The 20,402-nt window shown below is 37.8% G+C and carries 14 protein-coding genes; 7 read left to right on the forward strand and 7 right to left on the reverse strand.

The features are described from left to right. Positions 1–25: 25 nt before the first annotated feature. A complete protein-coding gene (locus R2Q80_RS08380; RefSeq protein WP_316799162.1) occupies positions 26–541 on the forward strand; it encodes a gamma carbonic anhydrase family protein in 516 nt (171 codons plus the stop codon). Between the two features lie 3 nt (positions 542–544). Here the strand turns inward: R2Q80_RS08380 and R2Q80_RS08385 are convergent, their stop codons facing one another. From R2Q80_RS08385 to R2Q80_RS08405, 5 genes are all read right to left on the reverse strand, one after another. Further along, entirely contained in the window at positions 545–2,275 is a 1,731-nt protein-coding gene (locus R2Q80_RS08385) for an Ig-like domain-containing protein (protein ID WP_316799163.1), read from the reverse strand. A 121-nt stretch (positions 2,276–2,396) separates the two neighbouring features. After that, positions 2,397–4,259 carry a tRNA uridine-5-carboxymethylaminomethyl(34) synthesis enzyme MnmG gene (mnmG, locus tag R2Q80_RS08390; RefSeq protein WP_316799164.1) on the reverse strand — a complete coding sequence of 621 codons (1,863 nt, stop codon included), beginning with the start codon at positions 4,257–4,259 and terminating at the stop codon, positions 2,397–2,399. A gap of 128 nt (positions 4,260–4,387) precedes the next feature. Then, positions 4,388–6,250 (reverse strand): ABC-F family ATP-binding cassette domain-containing protein, encoded by a 1,863-nt coding sequence (locus tag R2Q80_RS08395; RefSeq protein ID WP_316799165.1) that lies wholly within the window; start codon positions 6,248–6,250, stop codon positions 4,388–4,390. Positions 6,251–6,826: 576 nt separating this feature from the next. Continuing rightward, positions 6,827–7,252 (reverse strand): rRNA maturation RNase YbeY, encoded by a 426-nt coding sequence (gene ybeY, locus R2Q80_RS08400; RefSeq protein ID WP_316799166.1) that lies wholly within the window; start codon positions 7,250–7,252, stop codon positions 6,827–6,829. 487 nt (positions 7,253–7,739) lie between these two features. Continuing rightward, complete coding sequence (locus tag R2Q80_RS08405; RefSeq protein WP_316799167.1) at positions 7,740–11,057, reverse strand: DUF4175 family protein; 3,318 nt, start codon at positions 11,055–11,057, stop codon at positions 7,740–7,742. Positions 11,058–11,248: 191 nt separating this feature from the next. Here R2Q80_RS08405 and R2Q80_RS08410 point away from each other — a divergent pair, with 191 nt between their 5' ends. Beyond that, positions 11,249–12,043, forward strand: coding sequence for a glycerophosphodiester phosphodiesterase (locus R2Q80_RS08410; protein WP_316799168.1), 795 nt, complete (start codon positions 11,249–11,251; stop codon positions 12,041–12,043). Between the two features lie 125 nt (positions 12,044–12,168). Next, positions 12,169–14,541 carry a phosphocholine-specific phospholipase C gene (locus R2Q80_RS08415; RefSeq protein WP_316799169.1) on the forward strand — a complete coding sequence of 791 codons (2,373 nt, stop codon included), beginning with the start codon at positions 12,169–12,171 and terminating at the stop codon, positions 14,539–14,541. 62 nt (positions 14,542–14,603) lie between these two features. Here the strand turns inward: R2Q80_RS08415 and R2Q80_RS08420 are convergent, their stop codons facing one another. Further along, complete coding sequence (locus R2Q80_RS08420; RefSeq protein ID WP_316799170.1) at positions 14,604–15,173, reverse strand: DUF2911 domain-containing protein; 570 nt, start codon at positions 15,171–15,173, stop codon at positions 14,604–14,606. Between the two features lie 65 nt (positions 15,174–15,238). Beyond that, on the reverse strand, positions 15,239–15,424 hold the full coding sequence (locus R2Q80_RS08425; RefSeq protein WP_047799688.1) for a hypothetical protein: 186 nt from the start codon (positions 15,422–15,424) through the stop codon (positions 15,239–15,241). Between the two features lie 175 nt (positions 15,425–15,599). Here R2Q80_RS08425 and R2Q80_RS08430 point away from each other — a divergent pair, with 175 nt between their 5' ends. The 4 genes from R2Q80_RS08430 to R2Q80_RS08445 are packed head-to-tail and all read left to right on the forward strand — an operon-like array spanning position 15,600 to position 20,186. After that, on the forward strand, positions 15,600–16,226 hold the full coding sequence (locus tag R2Q80_RS08430) for a TetR/AcrR family transcriptional regulator (protein ID WP_316799171.1): 627 nt from the start codon (positions 15,600–15,602) through the stop codon (positions 16,224–16,226). Continuing rightward, on the forward strand, positions 16,223–17,542 hold the full coding sequence (locus tag R2Q80_RS08435; RefSeq protein WP_316799172.1) for a TolC family protein: 1,320 nt from the start codon (positions 16,223–16,225) through the stop codon (positions 17,540–17,542). The genes R2Q80_RS08430 and R2Q80_RS08435 overlap by 4 nt, the downstream gene beginning before the upstream one ends. An 8-nt stretch (positions 17,543–17,550) precedes the next feature. Beyond that, positions 17,551–18,630 carry an HlyD family secretion protein gene (locus tag R2Q80_RS08440; protein ID WP_316799173.1) on the forward strand — a complete coding sequence of 360 codons (1,080 nt, stop codon included), beginning with the start codon at positions 17,551–17,553 and terminating at the stop codon, positions 18,628–18,630. Between the two features lie 8 nt (positions 18,631–18,638). Further along, positions 18,639–20,186, forward strand: a complete 1,548-nt coding sequence (locus R2Q80_RS08445; RefSeq protein WP_316799174.1) for a DHA2 family efflux MFS transporter permease subunit — start codon at positions 18,639–18,641, stop codon at positions 20,184–20,186. The last annotated feature ends 216 nt before the right edge of the window (positions 20,187–20,402 follow it).

A 20,402-nucleotide genomic window follows, 5' to 3' on the forward strand; every position in this document is an offset into this window, starting at 1 on the left:
TTTTCAATTTAACCATTAAGCCACCATGCCATTAATCCTACCTGTAAAAGATAAATTTCCTACGTTTGGTTCAGATAATTTTATAGCAGAGAATGCAACAATTGTAGGCGATGTAGTGATAGGTGATAAGTGCTCGGTTTGGTTCAATGCGGTAATCAGGGGCGATGTAAATGCAATTACAATTGGCAATGAATCCAACATTCAGGATGGTGCAGTGATTCACGCAACTTATTTAAAAGCAAGCACTCATATTGGAAACCGTGTATCTGTAGGTCATAATGCAATTGTTCATGGTTGCAATGTTCACGATAATGTGCTCATTGGCATGGGTGCTATTGTAATGGATCATGCAGTCATAGAACAATACTGTATCATCGCTGCAGGGTCAGTAGTTTTAGAGAATACGGTTTGCGAAAGTGGGTATTTATATGCGGGTACACCCGCAAAAAAAATAAAGCCCCTTACTCAGGAGCAAAAGGCTTTATTAAATCAGTTGCCGGATAACTATGTAATGTATTCGGGCTGGTTTAAATCAGAATAAGCATCAGTTGTTTTTTAAACCCGCAGGTGGTTCACTTAAACCGTTATTTGGTTTGTTTTCTGGTTTTTTTTCAAAAATACTGGTTTCCTGTACTTCGGGTGGGGTTACTGGAATTAGCAGTTTTTCTTCTCTTTCCCAGTTAGCCCTTAATGACATTTCAGTATTGGAATACCATATTTTTTCTGGCTGTGTTCCATTCTTTATATTTCCTGTATCCCAGATGCCATTTTTATTATCGTCATAAACTACCCTGATAAAATATTTTCCTGCCGGATAATTCGCAAAATTGATGGTCATATTTTGCCTGATTGCGGTTGATTTAATAACATTCTTTTTTTCGTCAATAAATTGAACGATATAAGCTCTTGTAGTATCAGGAACCTCTACTTTTAGTCCCAGAGTCCCATAACTATCAGTGGTTTCTAAGGTAAATCGTTTACTTATTTCTTTATTTTTTGTATTGAATATTGCTGTAAATGCACCTGGAGCAAACTTTATATCGTATGTTTTTTTGTTTTTCCAGGGGTAGGTCAGATAGTATTTAAGAAAGTCTACGCTGTCTTTAACTAGTTTAAAATTATCTCTTTTAACTGAGTCTTCCAGAAGTATTATCTTTGATGGATCTGCGCCTGTGATCGGAAATGGAAATGATAAGGTGTACCGTTGGTAAGGATTTAATTTATTACCTGCAGTATTATCGTTTAAAGTTAAATCCCGTGTATAGGTATCCTTTTTTCCTCTGGTGATATTTACATTTTGTAATACTTTTCCCTGATCTTGTACTTCAATTCTTACTGAATCAAAACTCAAATCATTTAACCATACTTTAGCCGTATCGTTGGTTTTATTAAAGTGTACGTATTTCCCTGCATCTAGATTAGTGGGTGCTACCACATTCAATTTCGGACTTTTCAGTTCCTGGTTAAATGTCATCAGTATACTACCGTCGCTATTAAGTTTACGTTCGGTTATTCTGAAATCAGTTGCAAGCTCTTTAAAAGTTTTCAGATTCTGGTTTTCAAGGTTTTTATCTATCACAATTGGCTCCTTGATAAAGCCTATTTCATCACTGACTTGCTGATATATTTTATCGCCTCCACCGCTGTTTTCTTTTAAAGCATATAGCTTATAAGATCCTTTTCTAAGGTTATTGAGTTTATAGTTTCCGGCACTATCAGTTGTAGTGTATATTGATGGACGTTTCTTACCAAATATGCTGTCACGCTCAACGGGTATGATAAATACGGTAACGTCCTTTTCTGCTTCTGCGGTCAATGCACTAATTACTTTTCCAGATACCGAAAGTGAATCAATCTCTGGTCCTGTAGAGAAAACATAAGATAAGTTTTTAACCACATTGCCTTCATTAACATCGGCAATTGATTTTCCAAAATTTAAAGTATAGGTGGTGTTTTTTTCAAGTGAATCCTGAATAGTAATCTCCAGTCTTTTTTGCCGCTTCTTTAAAATTGGTGCAGTTTCCTGATCTGGAGAAATTGAAAATTCCTTATACTCATCTTTGATATTGAAATATTCGTCAAATTCGATTAGAATTTTTTTAGCTGTAAAATTTCTTGTCTGATTTTTGGGTGTCATACTTAAAATTTTTGGCGGCTTGGTATCTTTCGGTCCACCTTGCGGACTTTGGATACTGGCACATCCAAAAAACAGGAGTGATGCGGTAAGCACTGCAAAATTTTTAAGGTTATAATACTGACTTTTTAAATTTGACATGTTTTAATCGATCTAACAGATTTTCAATGTTTTTGGAGTAATAATATTAAAAAAAGTTTTTTATCGCTTATATCGCTTTATTTAAAGTTAATTTTTAATACATTAAGTAACTGGTTTTCAATTACTTAGTTATATATACCATTAAAACCGATATATCTGATGGTGAAACACCTGAAATTCTTGAAGCCTGACCAAGTGTACGAGGTTTGATCTTGAATAACTTCTCCCGTGCCTCTTTTGAAAGCGATACGATTTTATTATAGTCAAAATCAGGATTTATTTCCCTGTCTTCCATTTTTTGCATTTTGGCTACAATTTCATTTTCCTTTTCAAAATAGCTTTCGTATTTTATTTTGATTTCTGCCTGTTCAATGGTTTCTGTGTCGAGTGTTTTCGTAGCTTTGGATAATGGTTCGCTCACTTTAATCAGGTCGTTTAAACCCACATGTGGCCTTCCAACCAGACTGTGGATTTTAACGTTCTGGGCAAGTACGCTGGAACCAAGTTGCTCGAGCATCGGATTTGCATCGTTCATGTCAATACCCTGATTTCTGGTAAATTTAACCAATGCATCTGCATTGGCAATTTTTTTGTTAACCTTATCTAATCTCTCGTCCGATATTAATCCAAGTTCATGTCCGATAGGAGTAAGGCGTATATCTGCATTGTCTTGTCTTAATAAAAGTCGGTGCTCTGCCCTGGAGGTAAACATTCTATAAGGCTCTTCTGTTCCTTTTGTAACCAGATCATCAATCAATACACCGATATAACTTTCCGATCTTTTCATAATCAGTTCATGTTTATCGGTTATTTTTTGATGCGCATTTATACCAGCCATAAAGCCCTGGCAGGCCGCTTCTTCATAACCCGTTGTTCCATTGATCTGGCCGGCAAGAAAAAGATTGCTGATTAATTTCGTTTCCAATGTTAAAGACAGCTGGGTAGGAGGAAAGAAATCATATTCGATGGCATAGCCTGGTCTAAACATTTTTGCATTTTCGAAACCTGGGATTAACCGTAGGGCTTTGAATTGTATATCCTCGGGTAGGGAGGTGGAGAATCCATTTACATAGATTTCGCAGGTGTTCCATCCTTCGGGTTCAACAAAAATCTGATGTCTGTTTCTTTCTGCAAATCTATTGATCTTATCTTCGATGGAAGGACAATACCTGGGGCCGAGTCCTTTTATTCGACCTGTAAACATCGGTGATTTTTCAAATCCCTCTTTCAAAGTTTCATGTACTTCATCATTGGTATAAGTAATCCAGCAACACCTTTGATCTTTTGAAACTTCTGTATCGGTAAAAGAAAATTTACCAGGGTTTTCATCTCCCCACTGTTCTTCCATTTTAGTGTAATCCAAGCTTCTGCCATCAACGCGGGGAGGAGTTCCGGTTTTCATCCTTCCAGATTCCATACCTAACTCTACCAATTGTTCGGTGATTCCTGTGGATGCCCTTTCGGCTGTTCTTCCTCCACCGAATTTTTTCTCACCAATATGCATTACTCCGTTCAGAAACGTTCCGTTGGTTAATACTACCGCCGTACTTTCCACTTCAATTCCAAGGGATGTTTTAACACCGTAAACGGTATTATCCTTGACTAAAAGTCCTATTACATTGTCTTGCCAAATGTCTACGTTAGGTGTTCTTTCTAATGCTAATCTCCATTCTTCGGCAAAGCGCATTCTGTCTATCTGCGCCCGCGGACTCCACATGGCGGGTCCTTTAGATTTGTTTAGCATTCTAAACTGAATGGTCGATTTGTCAGATATTATTCCCGAATAGCCGCCCATGGCATCGACCTCGCGCACTATTTGTCCCTTAGCCACACCTCCCATTGCAGGGTTACAACTCATCTGGGCAATCACCCCCATATTCATTGTAATGAGTAAAACTGATGATCCAAGGTTGGCGGCAGCAGCAGCAGCTTCACAGCCTGCATGCCCGGCACCAACAACAATCAAATCGTATTTTGAAAACATTTTATTTTTATTTCTTAGATGTTCCACGTGGAACATGTTGTTTTTATTATTTACTTTAAGATATTTAAGAATGATTATCTTACTAATGTTCCACGTGAAACATAACGTGAAAACATCGTTAAGATTGTTTATTCAGAAAGTTCCAGCCAGCGCATAGTGTAATCATCAAGCTTGAATTTTAATTTTTCTATTTCGTCAGAAACCTCCTGAATTTTAATATAGTCAGTAGCATCAATTTTTAAGAGTGATTCATTTAATTTGGTAATGCTGTTTTCTGTATCAGATATTCCTTTTTCACATTCATCCAATTCTTTTTGCTCTTTAAAACTTAGCTTTTTTACAGCCTTGATAGGGGCCGATTCCACAACCGTGGGAGGAGCCTTTTTGGTATCGGTTTTTACTTTTGGTTGATCTAAGCTTAAACGGTACTCTGAATAATTACCGTTATATACTTTAACTACGCCTTCTCCCTCCATAATGAATAACTGCTCACTCATCTTATCTAGCAGATACCGATCGTGCGATACCAACATCAAAATGCCTGGGAAGTTTTCGAGGAACTCTTCCAGTACATTTAGGGTGTCAATATCCAGGTCGTTGGTAGGCTCATCCAGTATTAAAAAGTTTGGATTCTGCATCAGTACTTTCATGAGATTCAAACGCTTCTTCTCTCCACCACTTAATTTTTCTACCATGCCGTGTTGTTTCTTTGGCGGGAATAAAAAAAGTGTAAGTAGGGCAGAAGCAGTGATTACTGAGCCATCAGCCATTTTAATATATTCGGCGTCTGATTTAACAACATCGATAACACGTTCTTTCGGATCGAATGTTAACCCCCCTTGTTTGTAATATCCAAAAACCGTCGTTTCTCCGGTATCTACAGTTCCTGAGTCTGGGCTGAGGTTACTGGTGATTATATTTAACAGGGTAGATTTACCAGTACCATTTTTACCAGCTAATCCAATACGGTCACCTTTTTTAAAAGTATAGCTGAAATCGTTGATAATTTCACGACCATCGAATCCCTTTTTAATGTGATCCAATTCGATAATCTTGCCACCCTGACGTGACATTTTCATTTTCAGGGTAATGCTCCCTGTATCTGATTTTTTCTTGGTTTTTTCCTCCAGATCGTAAAAGGCATCAATCCTCGCTTGCGATTTCGTTGCTCTGGCCTGAGGCATTCTCCTCATCCATTCCAGTTCTTTCTTGAGTAACTTTTGATTTTTATGAAGGACCGTTGAATCTAATGCTTCCCTTTCAGCTTTTTTCTCAAGAAAATAAGCATAGTTTCCATTGTAGTTGAAGATCTTTCCGCCATCTAACTCAACAATGGTATTACATACATTATCTAAAAAATATCGGTCGTGGGTAACCAGTAGTATGGTTTTCTGACCAGTAGTCAGCAATTTTTCCAGCCATTCTATAGTATCAATATCAAGATGGTTGGTAGGTTCATCCAATACGAGGATTTCAGGATCTTCAATAAGTAGCTTGGCCAGAGCGAGCCTTTTTCGCTGGCCGCCGGAAAGTGTATCGATCTTTTGTTGAAGATGGGTAATGCCCATTCGGTTAAGGATAGTCTTAATCTCATGTTCATATTCCCAGGCATTATGTTCGCTTAATTCTTCATATAACCTATTGAGTGCTTTATCATCAGGATGCTCTTGCTCAACTAGTTCTTCATATTCTTTAATCAGCTGTTGCTGCTTGTTTTCCAATGAGAAAATAAAATCACTAATAGAATATCCTTCATTAAACTGGGGCTCCTGATCGAGAAATCCAATTTTAACAGATTTGTTTTTTACAATTTTTCCTTCAAGCGGAGGAAATCTTTCTGCCAGTAGTTTTAGGAGTGTGCTCTTTCCTGCACCATTAATTCCAACCAACGCAACGCGCTGCCCCGAATTGATTCCAAGAGTTAAGTTTTTAAATAGCCATTCATCATGATAACCATGACCCAGGCTTTCTGCCGCAATTAAAGTGCTCAATGTAATTTGTGTTTCAGATTTGCAAAGAAAAATTAGAGCAAAAGTACGGATAATATATTTGGAACTTAGTGATGTATAGATGTCGGACAACATATTTTACTCAGCAGTAATAATTGTCAGTAATACAAAATCCTGGCATGCTTAACAATTACTTACATTAAATTCTTTGTTTACTATATTGCTGGAAACGAAAACAGTGGCAGGAATCGCTCCGCCACTGCTTCTATCATTAACTAAAACTAAACTTTTATCTTGATGAACCGGGTATTCAAATATTCATACTGAGTTCTGTATCTCTTAAAGTATATATATAAGACTATCAAGTTCAATAAATGTTATAGTAGAGCAGCAGTTATTATACCACCAAAGGCTTAATATCGACGAACTGACATTGCTTTACTACGAACGCCAGTTATAAATGTGTTTATCGAAATTATCCACGGTTATTTCATACCAAAGTGATGATACTAAACTATGTTCAGCGCTACATGTGGCGATAACACGGAACCATGATCCAGATTATCCCGGAGCCATGTCCTGATGATGGAAGTATTAGGGATATTTTATTCTCAGTTTCTAAAGCTCACGCATTGCGAGATATTCATTTTCTTTATCAGTCATGAGTGTTTTCGCAATTTTGCCCTTGTCTTTATAACCAAGTAAGTGCAAGGTGCCATGTATAATAATTCGGCATACCTCATCAAAATCATTAGTTTTATAGATTTTAGCGTTTTCTTTCACACGCTCTATACTGATAAAGATGTCGCCAATGATTAGTTTTTCTACTTCTGAATTATCAAATGTGATAATATCAGTGTAGGTATCGTGGTTGAGGAACTGCTGGTTGATGCCAAGCAGGTATTCATCACTGCAGAATATGAAATTTAATTGTTCAAGATTGTAGCCTTCCTTTTCAATTGTACTTTTAATCCATTTCTTCAGTTTAAGCTTATTAGGAAGCTTGTAAGACACAGACTCGTTGAAAAATGAAATAGCAGGCATAGTAAGTTCTTTATGTGGCAAATTTAGAAAATATAAGTCAGCAATTGATTTGAAAACAATTTTTGGTCAACCATCATCTTTCATCAATGATGTCAAGAGCGTAATTACTGCATTTTTTGAATTACTTTCTAATGTTCTCCGTGTATTAACCGAGTTATAAACTTCTTTTTTATGAAAAAAATAAAAAAAATATTAGGTTACAATTAACAGGGGGTTGATAGGGGATTAACAGGAGATTGATAGGGGGTTAGTAGGGGCAAATCCCTGCTAACCCCCTTTAGATTCCCTCCCAAGCCCCTGTTGAAAAGCTGCCACGGATGGGCTGTCCTCTACAGTTAAAACGGACAGACAGCTGACCATTTCCACAGATGTTCATATGGATTTTTTTATTTCCCGCAGGTTCAGCCAAGTACGCAGACCTTTCGTTTTCCAGTATTATGGGAAATTAACTTTGTTAGATAGGTAATGGCTATTTTTTAACCGGTTTTTACCGGTTGATGTTTAGTGATTTGAGGTACTGAGAAACTTTGTTTTTATAATAATAATTCAATGTTGGTGGTACTTTCTGCAACATGTCATTACCGTTTTGTTGTTGTCTTTTGAAGTCATCAAGCATTTTCTGATAGGATGGAGGGAACTGCTGAGCTGCTTTACTTTCGCGTTTTGAGTCTTCCTCCTGGTCACGTTCAGCTTTTTCAGCTTCCAGTAGTTTGGTTAAAAGATCCTTTTGTCGGTTAAGCGTTTCCTGTTGCAGTCGTTTATTAACTAAGTCGCTTTCTGTTTGCTTCATTTCTTTTATGGCTTCGTTAAGATTGCCCATTTTGCCTGAACCGTCTTTGTTATCCTCTCTGTTTATCTTTTCAAGGGCCTGTCGAATCATTTGCTGTTGCTGTGCCATTTTACCAAATTCCTGGCTCATTTCTCCTTTTCCTACCGTTCCCTGGTTTCCACCTTGCTTCTGCATCTTTTCGCGTGCCTGTTGCATACCCTTGTTCAATTGCTCCTGCATTTGCGACAGCTGCTTCATTCCCTGTTTCTGCTTCTTTCCACTTCCGCTTTTACTGTTTTTCTTCATGTTTTGCAATTGGTTCAATGCTTCGCTTAACATTAAACTCAGGTTGTTAATCGAAGTCATGGTAAATTGCTGATAGCGGTTAGCTTCGGCTGTTTTACGATCACCTAAACTTTCCAGACTTTTATCGAGGTTGAAGTTAATTTTGTTCATTTCTTCATTAACTGTCGATTCTATCTGGGGAACGCGTTTGCTTAATGCATATAAACTATCAGCAATGGTTTTTAAATTTTCTTTTAAATTTCGCTGTTTCTGCACATTTGAAGTATATGCAGGGTCGGTGGCTGTCATCGTTTTTAGGTTCAGCATTACTTTTTCCTGCTCAAACGAAGTGTTCAACAGGTTTTCAAGCAATCTTCTCAGTTCTTTGGCATTCAGGTTATTTTCCATTTCTTCTCCCTGCTGCTGCATATCACTCATCTTCTTGGATAGTTTTTCCATTTGCTCACCAGCTTTCTGCTGTTTTTGGCTGGCGGATTTATGATCTTTCTTGTCCAGTGATCCCTTACTGTCCTGCTGTTCTTTCTGAATATCCTGAATATCCTTTTCGGGATTTTCAAAAGGATTGGGGCGTTCAAGCGCCTGGTTCTTCTCTTCCAACTTCTTTAAATCCTCTTTCAGGTCGTTCATTTCCCTGTTCAGTTCGTCCTGTTTCTTTTTTAGAGACTCATTATCCTGTTTTTTGTCGGTTGTTTGTTGCGCCAGATCTTTTTGTTCTTTGGCAAGGTCATTCAATCGGTTAATATCATTTTGCAGGTTTTGTTCAAAATCAAGTTGTTTATAAAGCTCAAGGATTCTATCCAGCTCATTTTTAAGCGTTTTATTATCCAGCTGCATTTTCGATAGTTCATTCTGAGTCTGATCTTTATTTTTTTCATTAATCAGATTTTGAAGTTTCTGTAGCAATTCTTTGGTTTTTTCATCCAGCACGTTGTCGAAAAGGTCTTTGATCTGTTTCTGCTTTTCTAAAAGTTCCTGCGTTTGTTGTTGATCTTCCTGATTCTGAATGTTTTTGTCGTTCTGCGCTTTAATTTCTTTCACAGCTTCATCCAGCTGCTTTTGTTTATCTAAAAGCGATTCTATCTGTTTTTTGTCCTCAAAGGAAATTTGTTTTTTATCTATCAGGCTTTCTGCTACTTTTTTACTTTCTTTCTCAATGGTATTTGCCAGCCGTATTGCAGATTGCATTTTCTGTTTCAAAGCCTGATTATCTGCATTGATCTGATCGTTGGTTTCCTTTTTAGTTGGCTGTTTAAAGGTTTTGATTTCAGATCTTGTAATTTTTGAACCATTTACGCCATCATTATCTGCTACTTCAAAATAGTATTCTATCTCCTGGCCAGGTTTAGCCATGATGCTTTTTAAATCCCAAAAATGAAAAAACAAATTTTCAGTGGCATTAGGCTTAATTGGAATATTTTGTGTAACCGTTTTAACAACTTTGTTGTGCTCTTTAACATTGTATTTAAAACTTAAACGGCTGAATCCATAATCGTCTGTTACCTGCCCGCTAAAATAAAGTGTTTTATTAGTTGTTGAGTCCGGTTTCTCCTCTACAATTATTGCGGGAGATTGATCTTTGATGATCGTAATCCGATGGGATAGTGAATCTCTGTTGGCTACATAACTATTTATGGGGGTAATACTATAATTACTGTTTTCCATTATCCTGGAAACAAAACCTGTTGCGTTCGAATGGAGGGGAAGATCAAACACCTTTCCATTCAATACAAACAAAATAGCGTCGCTCTTTTGTGTTTTAAAATGCCAGGTTACTTTTGTTCCTTCTGGTAGTAACATATCGCCAACATTAGCAATATCTTCAGTGTGTTTGCCCAGATAGGTTGGGTAAGATAGCGTTGCAGTTGTGCTTAGAAGTTCCGGACGTGGTTTAACAGTCACTGTAAAAAATGACGAACTGAAACCGCCACCTTTAAAAATCAGTTTTTTATCCTCCTGGATATTTTTTAAAGCGTAGTTAAACTTACTAATACCTTCTTTTTCAAGCTTGTAAGTGTTTTTTCCGTCTTCAACATAAATTTCTGCCGGAAAGTTATCACCATCAAGTTTTAAATTGATGATTAAATCATCCCCCTGAGTGGCAGTTAAGCTTTTGTTTAGTATAATAAATTCAAATGGTACCTTTGGACTGATATATTCATCGTATTTAAAAAAACTATTCGTTCCTTCTCGCAATATTGCCGGGGCAATTATTCCGGTTAGGAGGATAATTGAAACTGGGATTAAAAGATATTTTAAATATTTTCTATTATCGTTAATGCTTACGGCAGTGTAAAATGGAACAGGTTGCAGTTCCAGAATTTTCTGATCAATACTAGCTAAAATGAGCTGGCTTTGCTCAGGTTTGCTATCGGCAAGCCGCTGTAGCTGAAGGGTATTGAGTAATTTATCTTTAATATCCGAGAAATGATTACCAATAATGATTGATGCTTCATCAAAACTCAGGTGTTGGCCCAGCTTAAGCATTGATAAAGCCGGTTTAAGAATAAGAAAATAAATTAACGTTACGCCCAGAAACAGGTAAGCATAGAAAACAAAGGTTTTGGAAACAATTGAAGGGTGGAAGTAATAATTACTTAAAAAAATAACGATGTATACCGCCAACAAAATGGTTGATGTATAAATACTCCCCCTCAATATCTGGTTCAGATAGAATTTACGGATGAATTCATCTATTTTTTTTAGTAACTCATTGTAATTATTACTCACCATATCACCGTAAATGTAAAAATTGTTCGCCTCAATTAAAAGAGATCATTTTTAAGCGCTTTATATTTTTTCTTAAAATCGTTCGGGTCTGTCAAGTTATTCCTTTAATTTTAGTTAATACAAAGGTTACATGGATTTTAAACGAGTGTTATGATAAAGGCATACTTTTGATTTTTTTATAAATATCTAACACGATGAAACAAGCATTTATTTTTACCCTAATGGTATTCATTTTCACTACATCTTTTGCTCAGAAATTTAGCTGGAACAAAAATCAGGTTATTGCTCACCGGGGAGCATGGAAAAAAAACAATTTTCCGCAAAATTCTATTGCTTCGCTAAATGAAGCAGTAAGGCTGGGCTGTTACGGATCAGAGTTCGATGTTTGGATGACTGCAGATGGAATACTAGTTGTTAATCATGATCCTGAATTTCAGGGCTTAACGATTGAAAAAGTTAAATATGAGGAGTTGCTAACCAAAACGATGAGTAACGGAGAGAAAATACCAACGCTCGAAGCTTACCTGAAAGAAGGTAAGAAGCAACGGTCAACAAAGCTCATTCTGGAAATCAAGCCCTCGTTAATCAGTAAAGAACGTGGAATCGAAGTGACCAATAAATCGATTGAAATGGTTAAGAAAGTGGGGGTAATCGATTGGACAGAATACATTAGTTTTGATTACGACTATTGTAAAAGGGTTCTTGAGGTTCTTCCCAAAGCTAAAGTAGCTTATCTAAAGGGTGATATTTCTGCAGAGCAAATGAAAGCCGACCACCTAACAGGTGTCGACTACCATTATAGCATATATCAGAAAGATGGATGGATTGAAAACGCAAAAAAAATTGGCTTAACTGTTAATGCCTGGACGGTGAATACAGTTCCTGAAATCCAGTGGCTTTTAAAACAGCAGGTTGATTACATTACTACAAATGAACCTGAACTTACCTTTGAGGAAGTGAAGAAATTCTCTGAAAAAAAGGAAAATTAAGGTGTCCCGGTGAGTGATGGGGACATCATGTATTCCGGGTGTTATAACCGGTTATTTTCGAATTTTACATCAGATATATAGTACTTTTTGCTTCTTGAAAGTATTTAGGTAATAATACATTGTTTATGGACTCAAGAAGAGAATTTCTAAAAAAAGCAGCCTTATTTGCTGGTACAACCGGAATGGCCAATACCCTGCCTGGATCAATATTGAAGGCCATGAGCATTAATGCTGATCCTGGTACTACATTTTACGATGCTGAACACATTGTGTTTTTGATGCAGGAGAACCGCTCTTTTGACCATATGTTTGGAAAAATGAAAGGGGTGAGGGGGTTCAATGATCCACACCCGCATATTCAACCTGATGGTAACAAGGTATGGTTACAAAAAGATGGTCAGGGATATACTTATGCACCTTTTCATATTGATATTAATAAAACAAAAATTACCTGGCAGGGGGGATTGCCACATTCATGGAATGATCAGGTAGCGGCAAGAAATGGCGGTCGATACGATAAGTGGTTGCCCGTGAAAACCCCTATGACACTCGCCTATTATAACCGGAATGATATCCCATTCTATTACCAACTCGCCGATGCATTTACAGTTTGCGACCAACATTTTTGCTCTTCCTTAACTGGCACTACTCCCAATCGTTTGTTCTTTTTTACGGGAACAATCAGAGGGGAGAAAAGTGAAAATAAAGTTGCAGTAGTGAACAACGACCAGGCTGAATCACAAAATGATGTTTTTGTAGATTGGCCAACTTTCCAGGAGCTTCTGGAAGATAACGGAATTGACTGGCGAATTTACCAGAACGAATTGTGGACTTCAAGGCTTCCGGCGGGCGAGGTTGATGACTGGTTAGGTAATTATGGAGATAACCCTATAGAGTACATTAGCAGGCACAATGTGAAGCTTTCCGCTTACTTTAGGCAAAACGGCGATAAAACGGTCAAACCTGCATTGAGCGCAGCAGAGGTTCAGGCCAGATATGATAAACTTTCACAAAGGGAGAAAAATCTTATCGACAAAGCTTTTCAAACAAACATTAGCGAGAAGGATTACCTGGACTTAGCTCCCTTCTCCTTTAAAAATGATTTAGGTAAAACAGAGACAATAAATCTGCCAAAAGGAGACATTTTCCATCAGTTCAGGAAAGATGTTGATATGGGAAAACTACCTGCGGTTTCATGGCTGGTGGCACCACAAAAATTTTCCGACCATACCAGTTCCCCGCTTTATGGTACCTGGTATGTAAGTGAGGCATTAGATATCCTAACCAAAAATCCGGAGGTTTGGAAAAAGACCATTTTCATACTTACCTATGATGAAAACGATGGTTATTTCGACCATCATCCACCGTTCGTAGTACCCAATCCCGGTGATCCGGCAAGCGGAAAGGTATCTGATGGAATTAATTTTGCCACTGATTTTGAATTAAAGAAAGGCAGTCCGATTGGATTAGGTTACCGCGTACCCATGGTAATTGCTTCTCCGTGGAGTAAAGGGGGATTTGTCAATTCTCAGGTTTTTGACCATACTTCATCGTTGATGTTTATGGAAAAGTGGCTGAGTAAAAAATCAGCTAAAACCATTAAAAGTAATAACATAAGTGATTGGCGCCGTCATATTTGTGGTGATTTGACCTCTGCATTCAGGCCATATAATGGTGAAACAGTACCTTCTCCTGAATCATTAAAGCGGGAAAATGTTGTAACCAGTATTATAAATGCCAAAAATAAACCCGCTCAAACTGGTCCCGTAGCATTAAATAAAACTGAGGTGAACAAGGTTAACACGCTTGAATCATTTTCAAAACAGAACTCAGTTTATGCGCCAGTTCAGGAACAAGGTGTCAAACCAGCCTGTGCACTGCCATATCAGTTAGCTGTTGATGCCAGATTAGTTAACAGTCAACTTGAAATTACATTTAAGGCGCTTAAAACACCTTTTGGTAACGAGATTGAAACGGTGGGCGCCCCTTTTACCATGAATACAATTGCCAGTTTCAAGGGAGTTATCGGCAAAACTTGGGCTTATGCAGTTAAGGCAGGTGATACCATCACAGACAGGATCAGTATTGAAGATTTTGATGATCATGTTTACGATTTTAGAATCACAGGGCCTAATGGATTTTACAGGCACTTCATGGGGGATTCGAAAAACCCAGAAATAGAGATTAAAGCATCGCCGGAACAAAGTGGCCTTGTGAATAAGAAGAATACCGGAAATCTGATTTTTACCATTAAGAACGACAGTACATTGCCACTAACGCTTCAGATTATTGACAATAAATTTAAGGCAGCAAAACAGAATATCAGCTTGAAAGCTAAATCCGTTTCAACTGTACCCGTAAATTTATCCGGAAGTGCGCATTGGTATGATTTCAGCATCCTGCAAAGCGGCAATCCTGTCTTCAAACATCGTTACGCTGGAAAAGTCGAAACCGGAGCAATAACCACAACCGATCCTTTTATGGGAGATGTAGTGTAAATGTTTTAAATCAACAAAGGCTTCAGAATTTCTGAAGCCTTTGTTGATTTAATCGTATCCAACTAAAATATAATCGGTAACTCTATTTGTGTTTTATCCCATGCTGCTACCAGATTGGCACCTTTGTCACTATTTGTAAAGGTAATAGAAAAGTATTCGATAGGTTTTGGTAACGCTTTTACCGGGACATTAACACGAACAACATCTTTTCTGGAATCATAAGTAAATGCACCCCATTTGTCCGTTTGCAAATTCAAAATGATGGTCCAGCTATCTTTATCAGGAATAGCAAATAAACTATAGGTACCAGCCTTGATTCTCTTTCCTCCGATGTTTACCTTCCTGAAAAAACGCACCTCCGTGTTTTCATTCGCACCAAAGCGCCATACGCTTCCATATTGCTCCAAAACGCCGAAAATATCACGTCCCTTTTTCTGCGGGCGCGAGTAGATGACCTTGATGATCGGTTCAACCAAATCACTGGCTTTTGCCTTAGTTACATTTAAAGGAAAATATACAATATCTGCAGGACTTGAATCTGCAGCAGGAAATTTGATTTCCGTATTAGTTGCTACCTGAGCACTAACATTGAAAGATAAAAGAGCGAAAACAACAATGAAGATATTTCTCATTTGCTGCAAATTAATTAACAAGCTTTAAATAGGGATGTTCAATTGCCAGGGAGACAGCAGCAGAACTAGTATTTTCTGCCTTTTACTATAGCGTTTAAAAACAAGCCAGCTGAAAGTAAGCCAAATACGCCGCCCAATAAAGCGAAGATATAGTTTTGAGTAATGATTGCTCCGGTTAAAACTCCAAAGAATAAACCTAAAGCATAATATAACCAATTAAAATTATTGCTGCTGTTTTCTTGTACACTCATGTTTTTGTTATTTGGTGACAAAGTTAATATTTATTTTAGAAATGAAAGGCATGGCTCAAATTTTAAATACCAGTTCCAAAATTTGTGGTGATCAATTATCAGGATAATGTAAAAGATAGTGTGAAACATTTGGATATTAATCAATCGTTTGATTAATTTTGTGGCGTCAAAAAAAATGAAAACAGAAAAAACAGATAAAAAACAAGCTATTCTCGATGCTGCCGAGAAACTGTTTTGTGAAACAGGGTATGAAGGCACATCGACTCGCCAGATTGCAAAAGAATCTGGAGCAAATATGGCAATGATTAATTATTATTTCGGTTCAAAAGAAGGGGTATTCATTGAGATTATGAATAACCGAATTGCTGGCTTTTCTTCTCAGTTACGCATTATTAATGAAGATAAAATAACCTCGCTTGAAAAATTACACAAAGTGATTGAAGGTTATGCAAACCGGATTCTTGCAAATACGGCTTTTCATAAAATGATGCACAGGGAGTTGTCTTTAACCCAACGGCCTGAAATGTACGATAAAATAAAGGATGCCATGAGCCATAACATGCAGCTGATAGACCGGATTATTAATGAGGGAATGGAAAACGGAACTTTTAATCAGATCGATGGACGCATGATTATTGCAACTATAATGGGTACGCTCACCAATATTGTAATTTCACCGAACAAAGTGATGCCCTGCTCCAACTTCGATTTGAACGACCCAAAAGATAATAAAATGATCAAAGACAGGGCGATTGCCTATCTCAAAGACTTAACAACAGTTTATTTAACAACAAAAAAATGATACCCAAATCAATAAGATTAATGCTTGTGGCATCATTAGTACCTGCTGCTTTATTTGCACAAGGCATTAAGGAACTAAATATCAACCAGGCAATTGAACTTGGCATAGCCAATAGTAAGAATTTAAAACTATCGCAGAATAAAATAGACCAGGCAGTAGCGAAACTGGAAGTGGTAAAAGATAACGTACTCCCAACCGGTAATGCCAGCTTCATCTATAACCATGCCGAAATCCCAACCAACACTTTTAGTTTAGGTGAAGGGTCTAGTACAATTAATCTGCCTAAAAGAGCAGATGCTTTTGTAGGAACAGCCGCAATACAGGAACTGGTATATGGTGGCGGTAAGTTAAAATACGCTAAAGAGTCTACTAAGCTGTTGGCAGATGTTGCTCGCCTTGATGCCGACAAAAGCAAGGAAGAGATTACCTATGCTATAATTAGTACCTACTATTCATTGTATAAAGTTGAACAAAGCAAAAAAGTAATCGGTCAGAATTTAGAGTCGATAGCTGCTCAGATTAAACAGGCACAGCGCTTTTTCGAACAAGGTATTGTAACTAAAAACGATGTACTTAGGTTTCAACTGCAACAAGCCAATGTAACGCTAACACAGTTGGATATAGAAAGCAACCGTAAGGTAATTAATTATAATCTCGATATTTTATTGGGTTTACCGGACGATACTGAAGTTAAAATTGTTGACCCGGCAGCGGAATCAAAAGTAGCAGGTTCACTCAACGAATATATCAACATGGCCTTGGCTAATCGTCAGGAGCTAAAACAACTTGATGTACAAAATAAAGTAGCAGGGTTTAATGTGAAAAGCATAAAAGCAAACACCCTGCCTACAGTGGGTGTAGGAGCAAATCTTTATTACATTAACCCAAGTGGAAGTTTCGTTCCGCCAGTAAATCAATATTTGTTACCGGTAACCGTTGGTGCTACGGTTTCATGGAATTTTGCTACCCTGTGGACCAATAAGAATAAGGTAAGTGAGGCGAAGATCCAGCAAAGCGAAATTACATTGCAGAAAGATATTTTATCTGATCAGGTAAAAACAGATATCAATAAAAACTACCAGACCTATCAGGTGGCGGTAAACAAAATCCAGGTTTTAGAAACCTCAATTTCACAGGCTACAGAAAACGATAAATTATTAGCATCCAAATACAAAAATAACGTAGCCTCGGTTACCGATAGAATAGACGCGGAAACTTTATTATATCAGGCCAAAATCAATCTAGAAATAGCCAAAGCCGATGCCGGTTTAGCCTATTATACATTATTAAAATCAACAGGAAAAATAACGCAATAAATACAACAATGACAACTGAAAAGAAAAATAAAAGTAAGGTAGTACCCATCATTTTAGGTGTTTTACTAGTAATAGGTATCATTTTTGGTATCACCGAGTGGAGTTATTATAGCAAACACGTAGATACAGATGATGCACAGATTGATGGAGACATCAGCCCGGTAGTTGCGCGTGTTGGCGGTTATGTGAAAGACATCAACTTCGAAGAGAATACACATGTTACAGAAGGACAAGTGCTGGTTAAACTTGATGACAATGATTATAAAGTCAAATTAGAGCAGGCACAATCTGGTCAAAAAGGTGCAAGTGCAGGTGTTGGGGTTGCTGAATCTCAGATTGTTGCTACACAGGCAAATACCAGCACAGCTAAAGCAAACGTAGAATCAGCAAGAGCAAACGTTCAGGCAGCAGTTGTTAAATTGAATCTTGCGCAAAAAGATTTTAACCGTTATGAAAACCTGGTTAAGGATGGTTCTATTACACAACAGGCATTTGATCAGTCTAAAGCAAATAAAGAGGCAGCAGAAGCTGGAAAACAAGTTGCTCAGGCAGCTTATCAGGCAGCACAAGATCAATACACAGCAGCTGTAAAACAGGTGGGTACCACTCAGTCTCAGTTAGCGGTAAGCAGTAATGTGATCAGCCAGCGCCAGAGTGATATTGATTTCGCTAAACTCCAGTTGTCGTATACTGAGATTAAATCTCCTGCAACCGGACTGGTTTCTAAAAAGAATGTTCAAAAAGGACAATTGGTACAGGCTGGCCAGTCATTATTCTCAGTAGTTAATGATGGAAGTTTATACGTAACAGCAAACTTTAAAGAAACTCAGCTGGAGAAAATTAAAGAAGGATCTAAAGTTGAGATAGAAGTTGATGCTTATCCTGATGAAAAAGTGGAGGGTGAGGTTTATAACTTTTCACCAATCACTGGTGCCAAAGGATCTCTTTTGCCTCCTGATAATGCCACTGGTAACTTTGTGAAGGTTGTTCAACGTATCCCGGTTAAAATTAAAATTCATCCATCAAAAGAATTGTTAGCAAAATTACGTCCAGGAATGAGCGTTAAGGCTTCAGTTTCTACTAACTAAAAATCAAAATGGCCGAAGTAGGTTTAAAAAAGTGGATCATTACATTTACGGTAATCACGGCTTCTCTTCTGGAGCTGATTGATACAACGATCGTAAACGTAGCAATCCCTCAGATACAGGGAAACCTGGGTGCTACCCTCGAGGATATCGCCTGGTTATCCACTGGTTATGCCGTTGCGAATGTAATCATCCTGCCAATGTCAGGATGGTTAGGAAGTCGTTTCGGGCGTAAAAATTATTTCTTAGCCTCCATCATTGTTTTTACGCTGGTTTCCTTTCTATGTGGTAATGCAACTTCTTTGAGTGAACTGATCCTGTTTAGGATTTTGCAAGGGGTTGCAGGTGGAGGATTGATCTCAACAGCACAGGCAATTCTTATCGAAACCTGGCCACGTGAAGACGTAGGTATTGCTACGGCATTATTTGGACTTGGTGCCGTTGTTGGACCAACAGTTGGCCCTACTATCGGCGGTTATATTTTGGAAGTTGCGGACTGGCCCTGGATTTTCTATGTGAATATTCCCGTCGGAATACTCGCCGCCTACTGTACCTATACATTTATTCGGGAAACACCAAAAGATGGAAAAGGAAAGCCTGTAGATTGGTGGGGTATTGCCCTGCTGGCAATTGCAGTAGGTAGCTTGCAAACTGTGCTCGAAAAAGGAGAAAGCGAAGACTGGTTTTCCACACCATATATTACTGCATTGGCCGTAGTTTCTATATTCGGTTTATTACTTTTTATATGGAGAGAAACCGCAACAGAGTTTCCTATTGTAAACCTTCGGATCATGAAAAAGAGAAGCTTTTCAATCGGTATGTTTACTTCATTTATTCTGGGATTTGGACTATACGGATCTGTTTTCGTGTTCCCGGTATTTGCACAGAATCTTTTAGGCTTTACGCCACTGCAAACGGGTAAGCTTTTTATTGCTGGAGGTATCTGTACCATCGCCATGATGCCGTTCATCGGTATAATGCTTAAAAAGGGTGTTCCTGCACAATTTATGGCTACCGGAGGAATGTTTTTATTCTTCGTATTCTGCTGGATGCTGAGTAATTCGACACTGGCTTCCGGTACTGGCGACTTTTTCTGGCCATTAGTAATCAGAGGTTTTGGTATGGCACTATTATTTGTACCATTAACAACGTTGGCCATGCAGGATTTATCCGGACCAGAAATTGGTCAGGGATCTGGTTTAAATAACATGAGCAGGCAGTTAGGCGGTTCTTTCGGTATAGCAGCATTAACCACCCTGATTCATATTCGTTCAGGCTTCCATAGAAGTAGCTTGCTCACAAACATAAATGAATATAATCCAGCATTTGTTCAAAAATTAAATGTTTTAACAAGTAGTTTTATGGCCAAAGGCGCTTCATTTATTGATGCAAAATTAATGGCAATGAAAGCAATAGAAGGTTCGGTTATCAAACAAACCATGTTGCTCACCTATAGCGATGCCTACTGGGTGGCAGGGTTAATTATGTTGTTTTCAATTCCGTTATTATATCTTCAAAAATTTAAGAAGAATGCAAATATTGTCACTGATGCCCACTAATATTCGTAAAGAATAGGCATAAATAGTGATAAAAAACAAAACAGCCGGTGTATTTTATTACATCGGCTGTTTTAACCCAAAAAATTAACAATCAATGCAATGCCCTTAAACATTGCAAATGTTCTTAAGCGGCTACCAGGTAGCCAAATAAGATTCTAAAATTAAAATTTATTCTACAATTATCCAAATTGTAAGCCTTAGAATTTTAATACCTTA

It is taken from the genome of Pedobacter frigidisoli (assembly GCF_032678525.1).
Lineage (GTDB): Bacteria > Bacteroidota > Bacteroidia > Sphingobacteriales > Sphingobacteriaceae > Pedobacter > Pedobacter frigidisoli_A.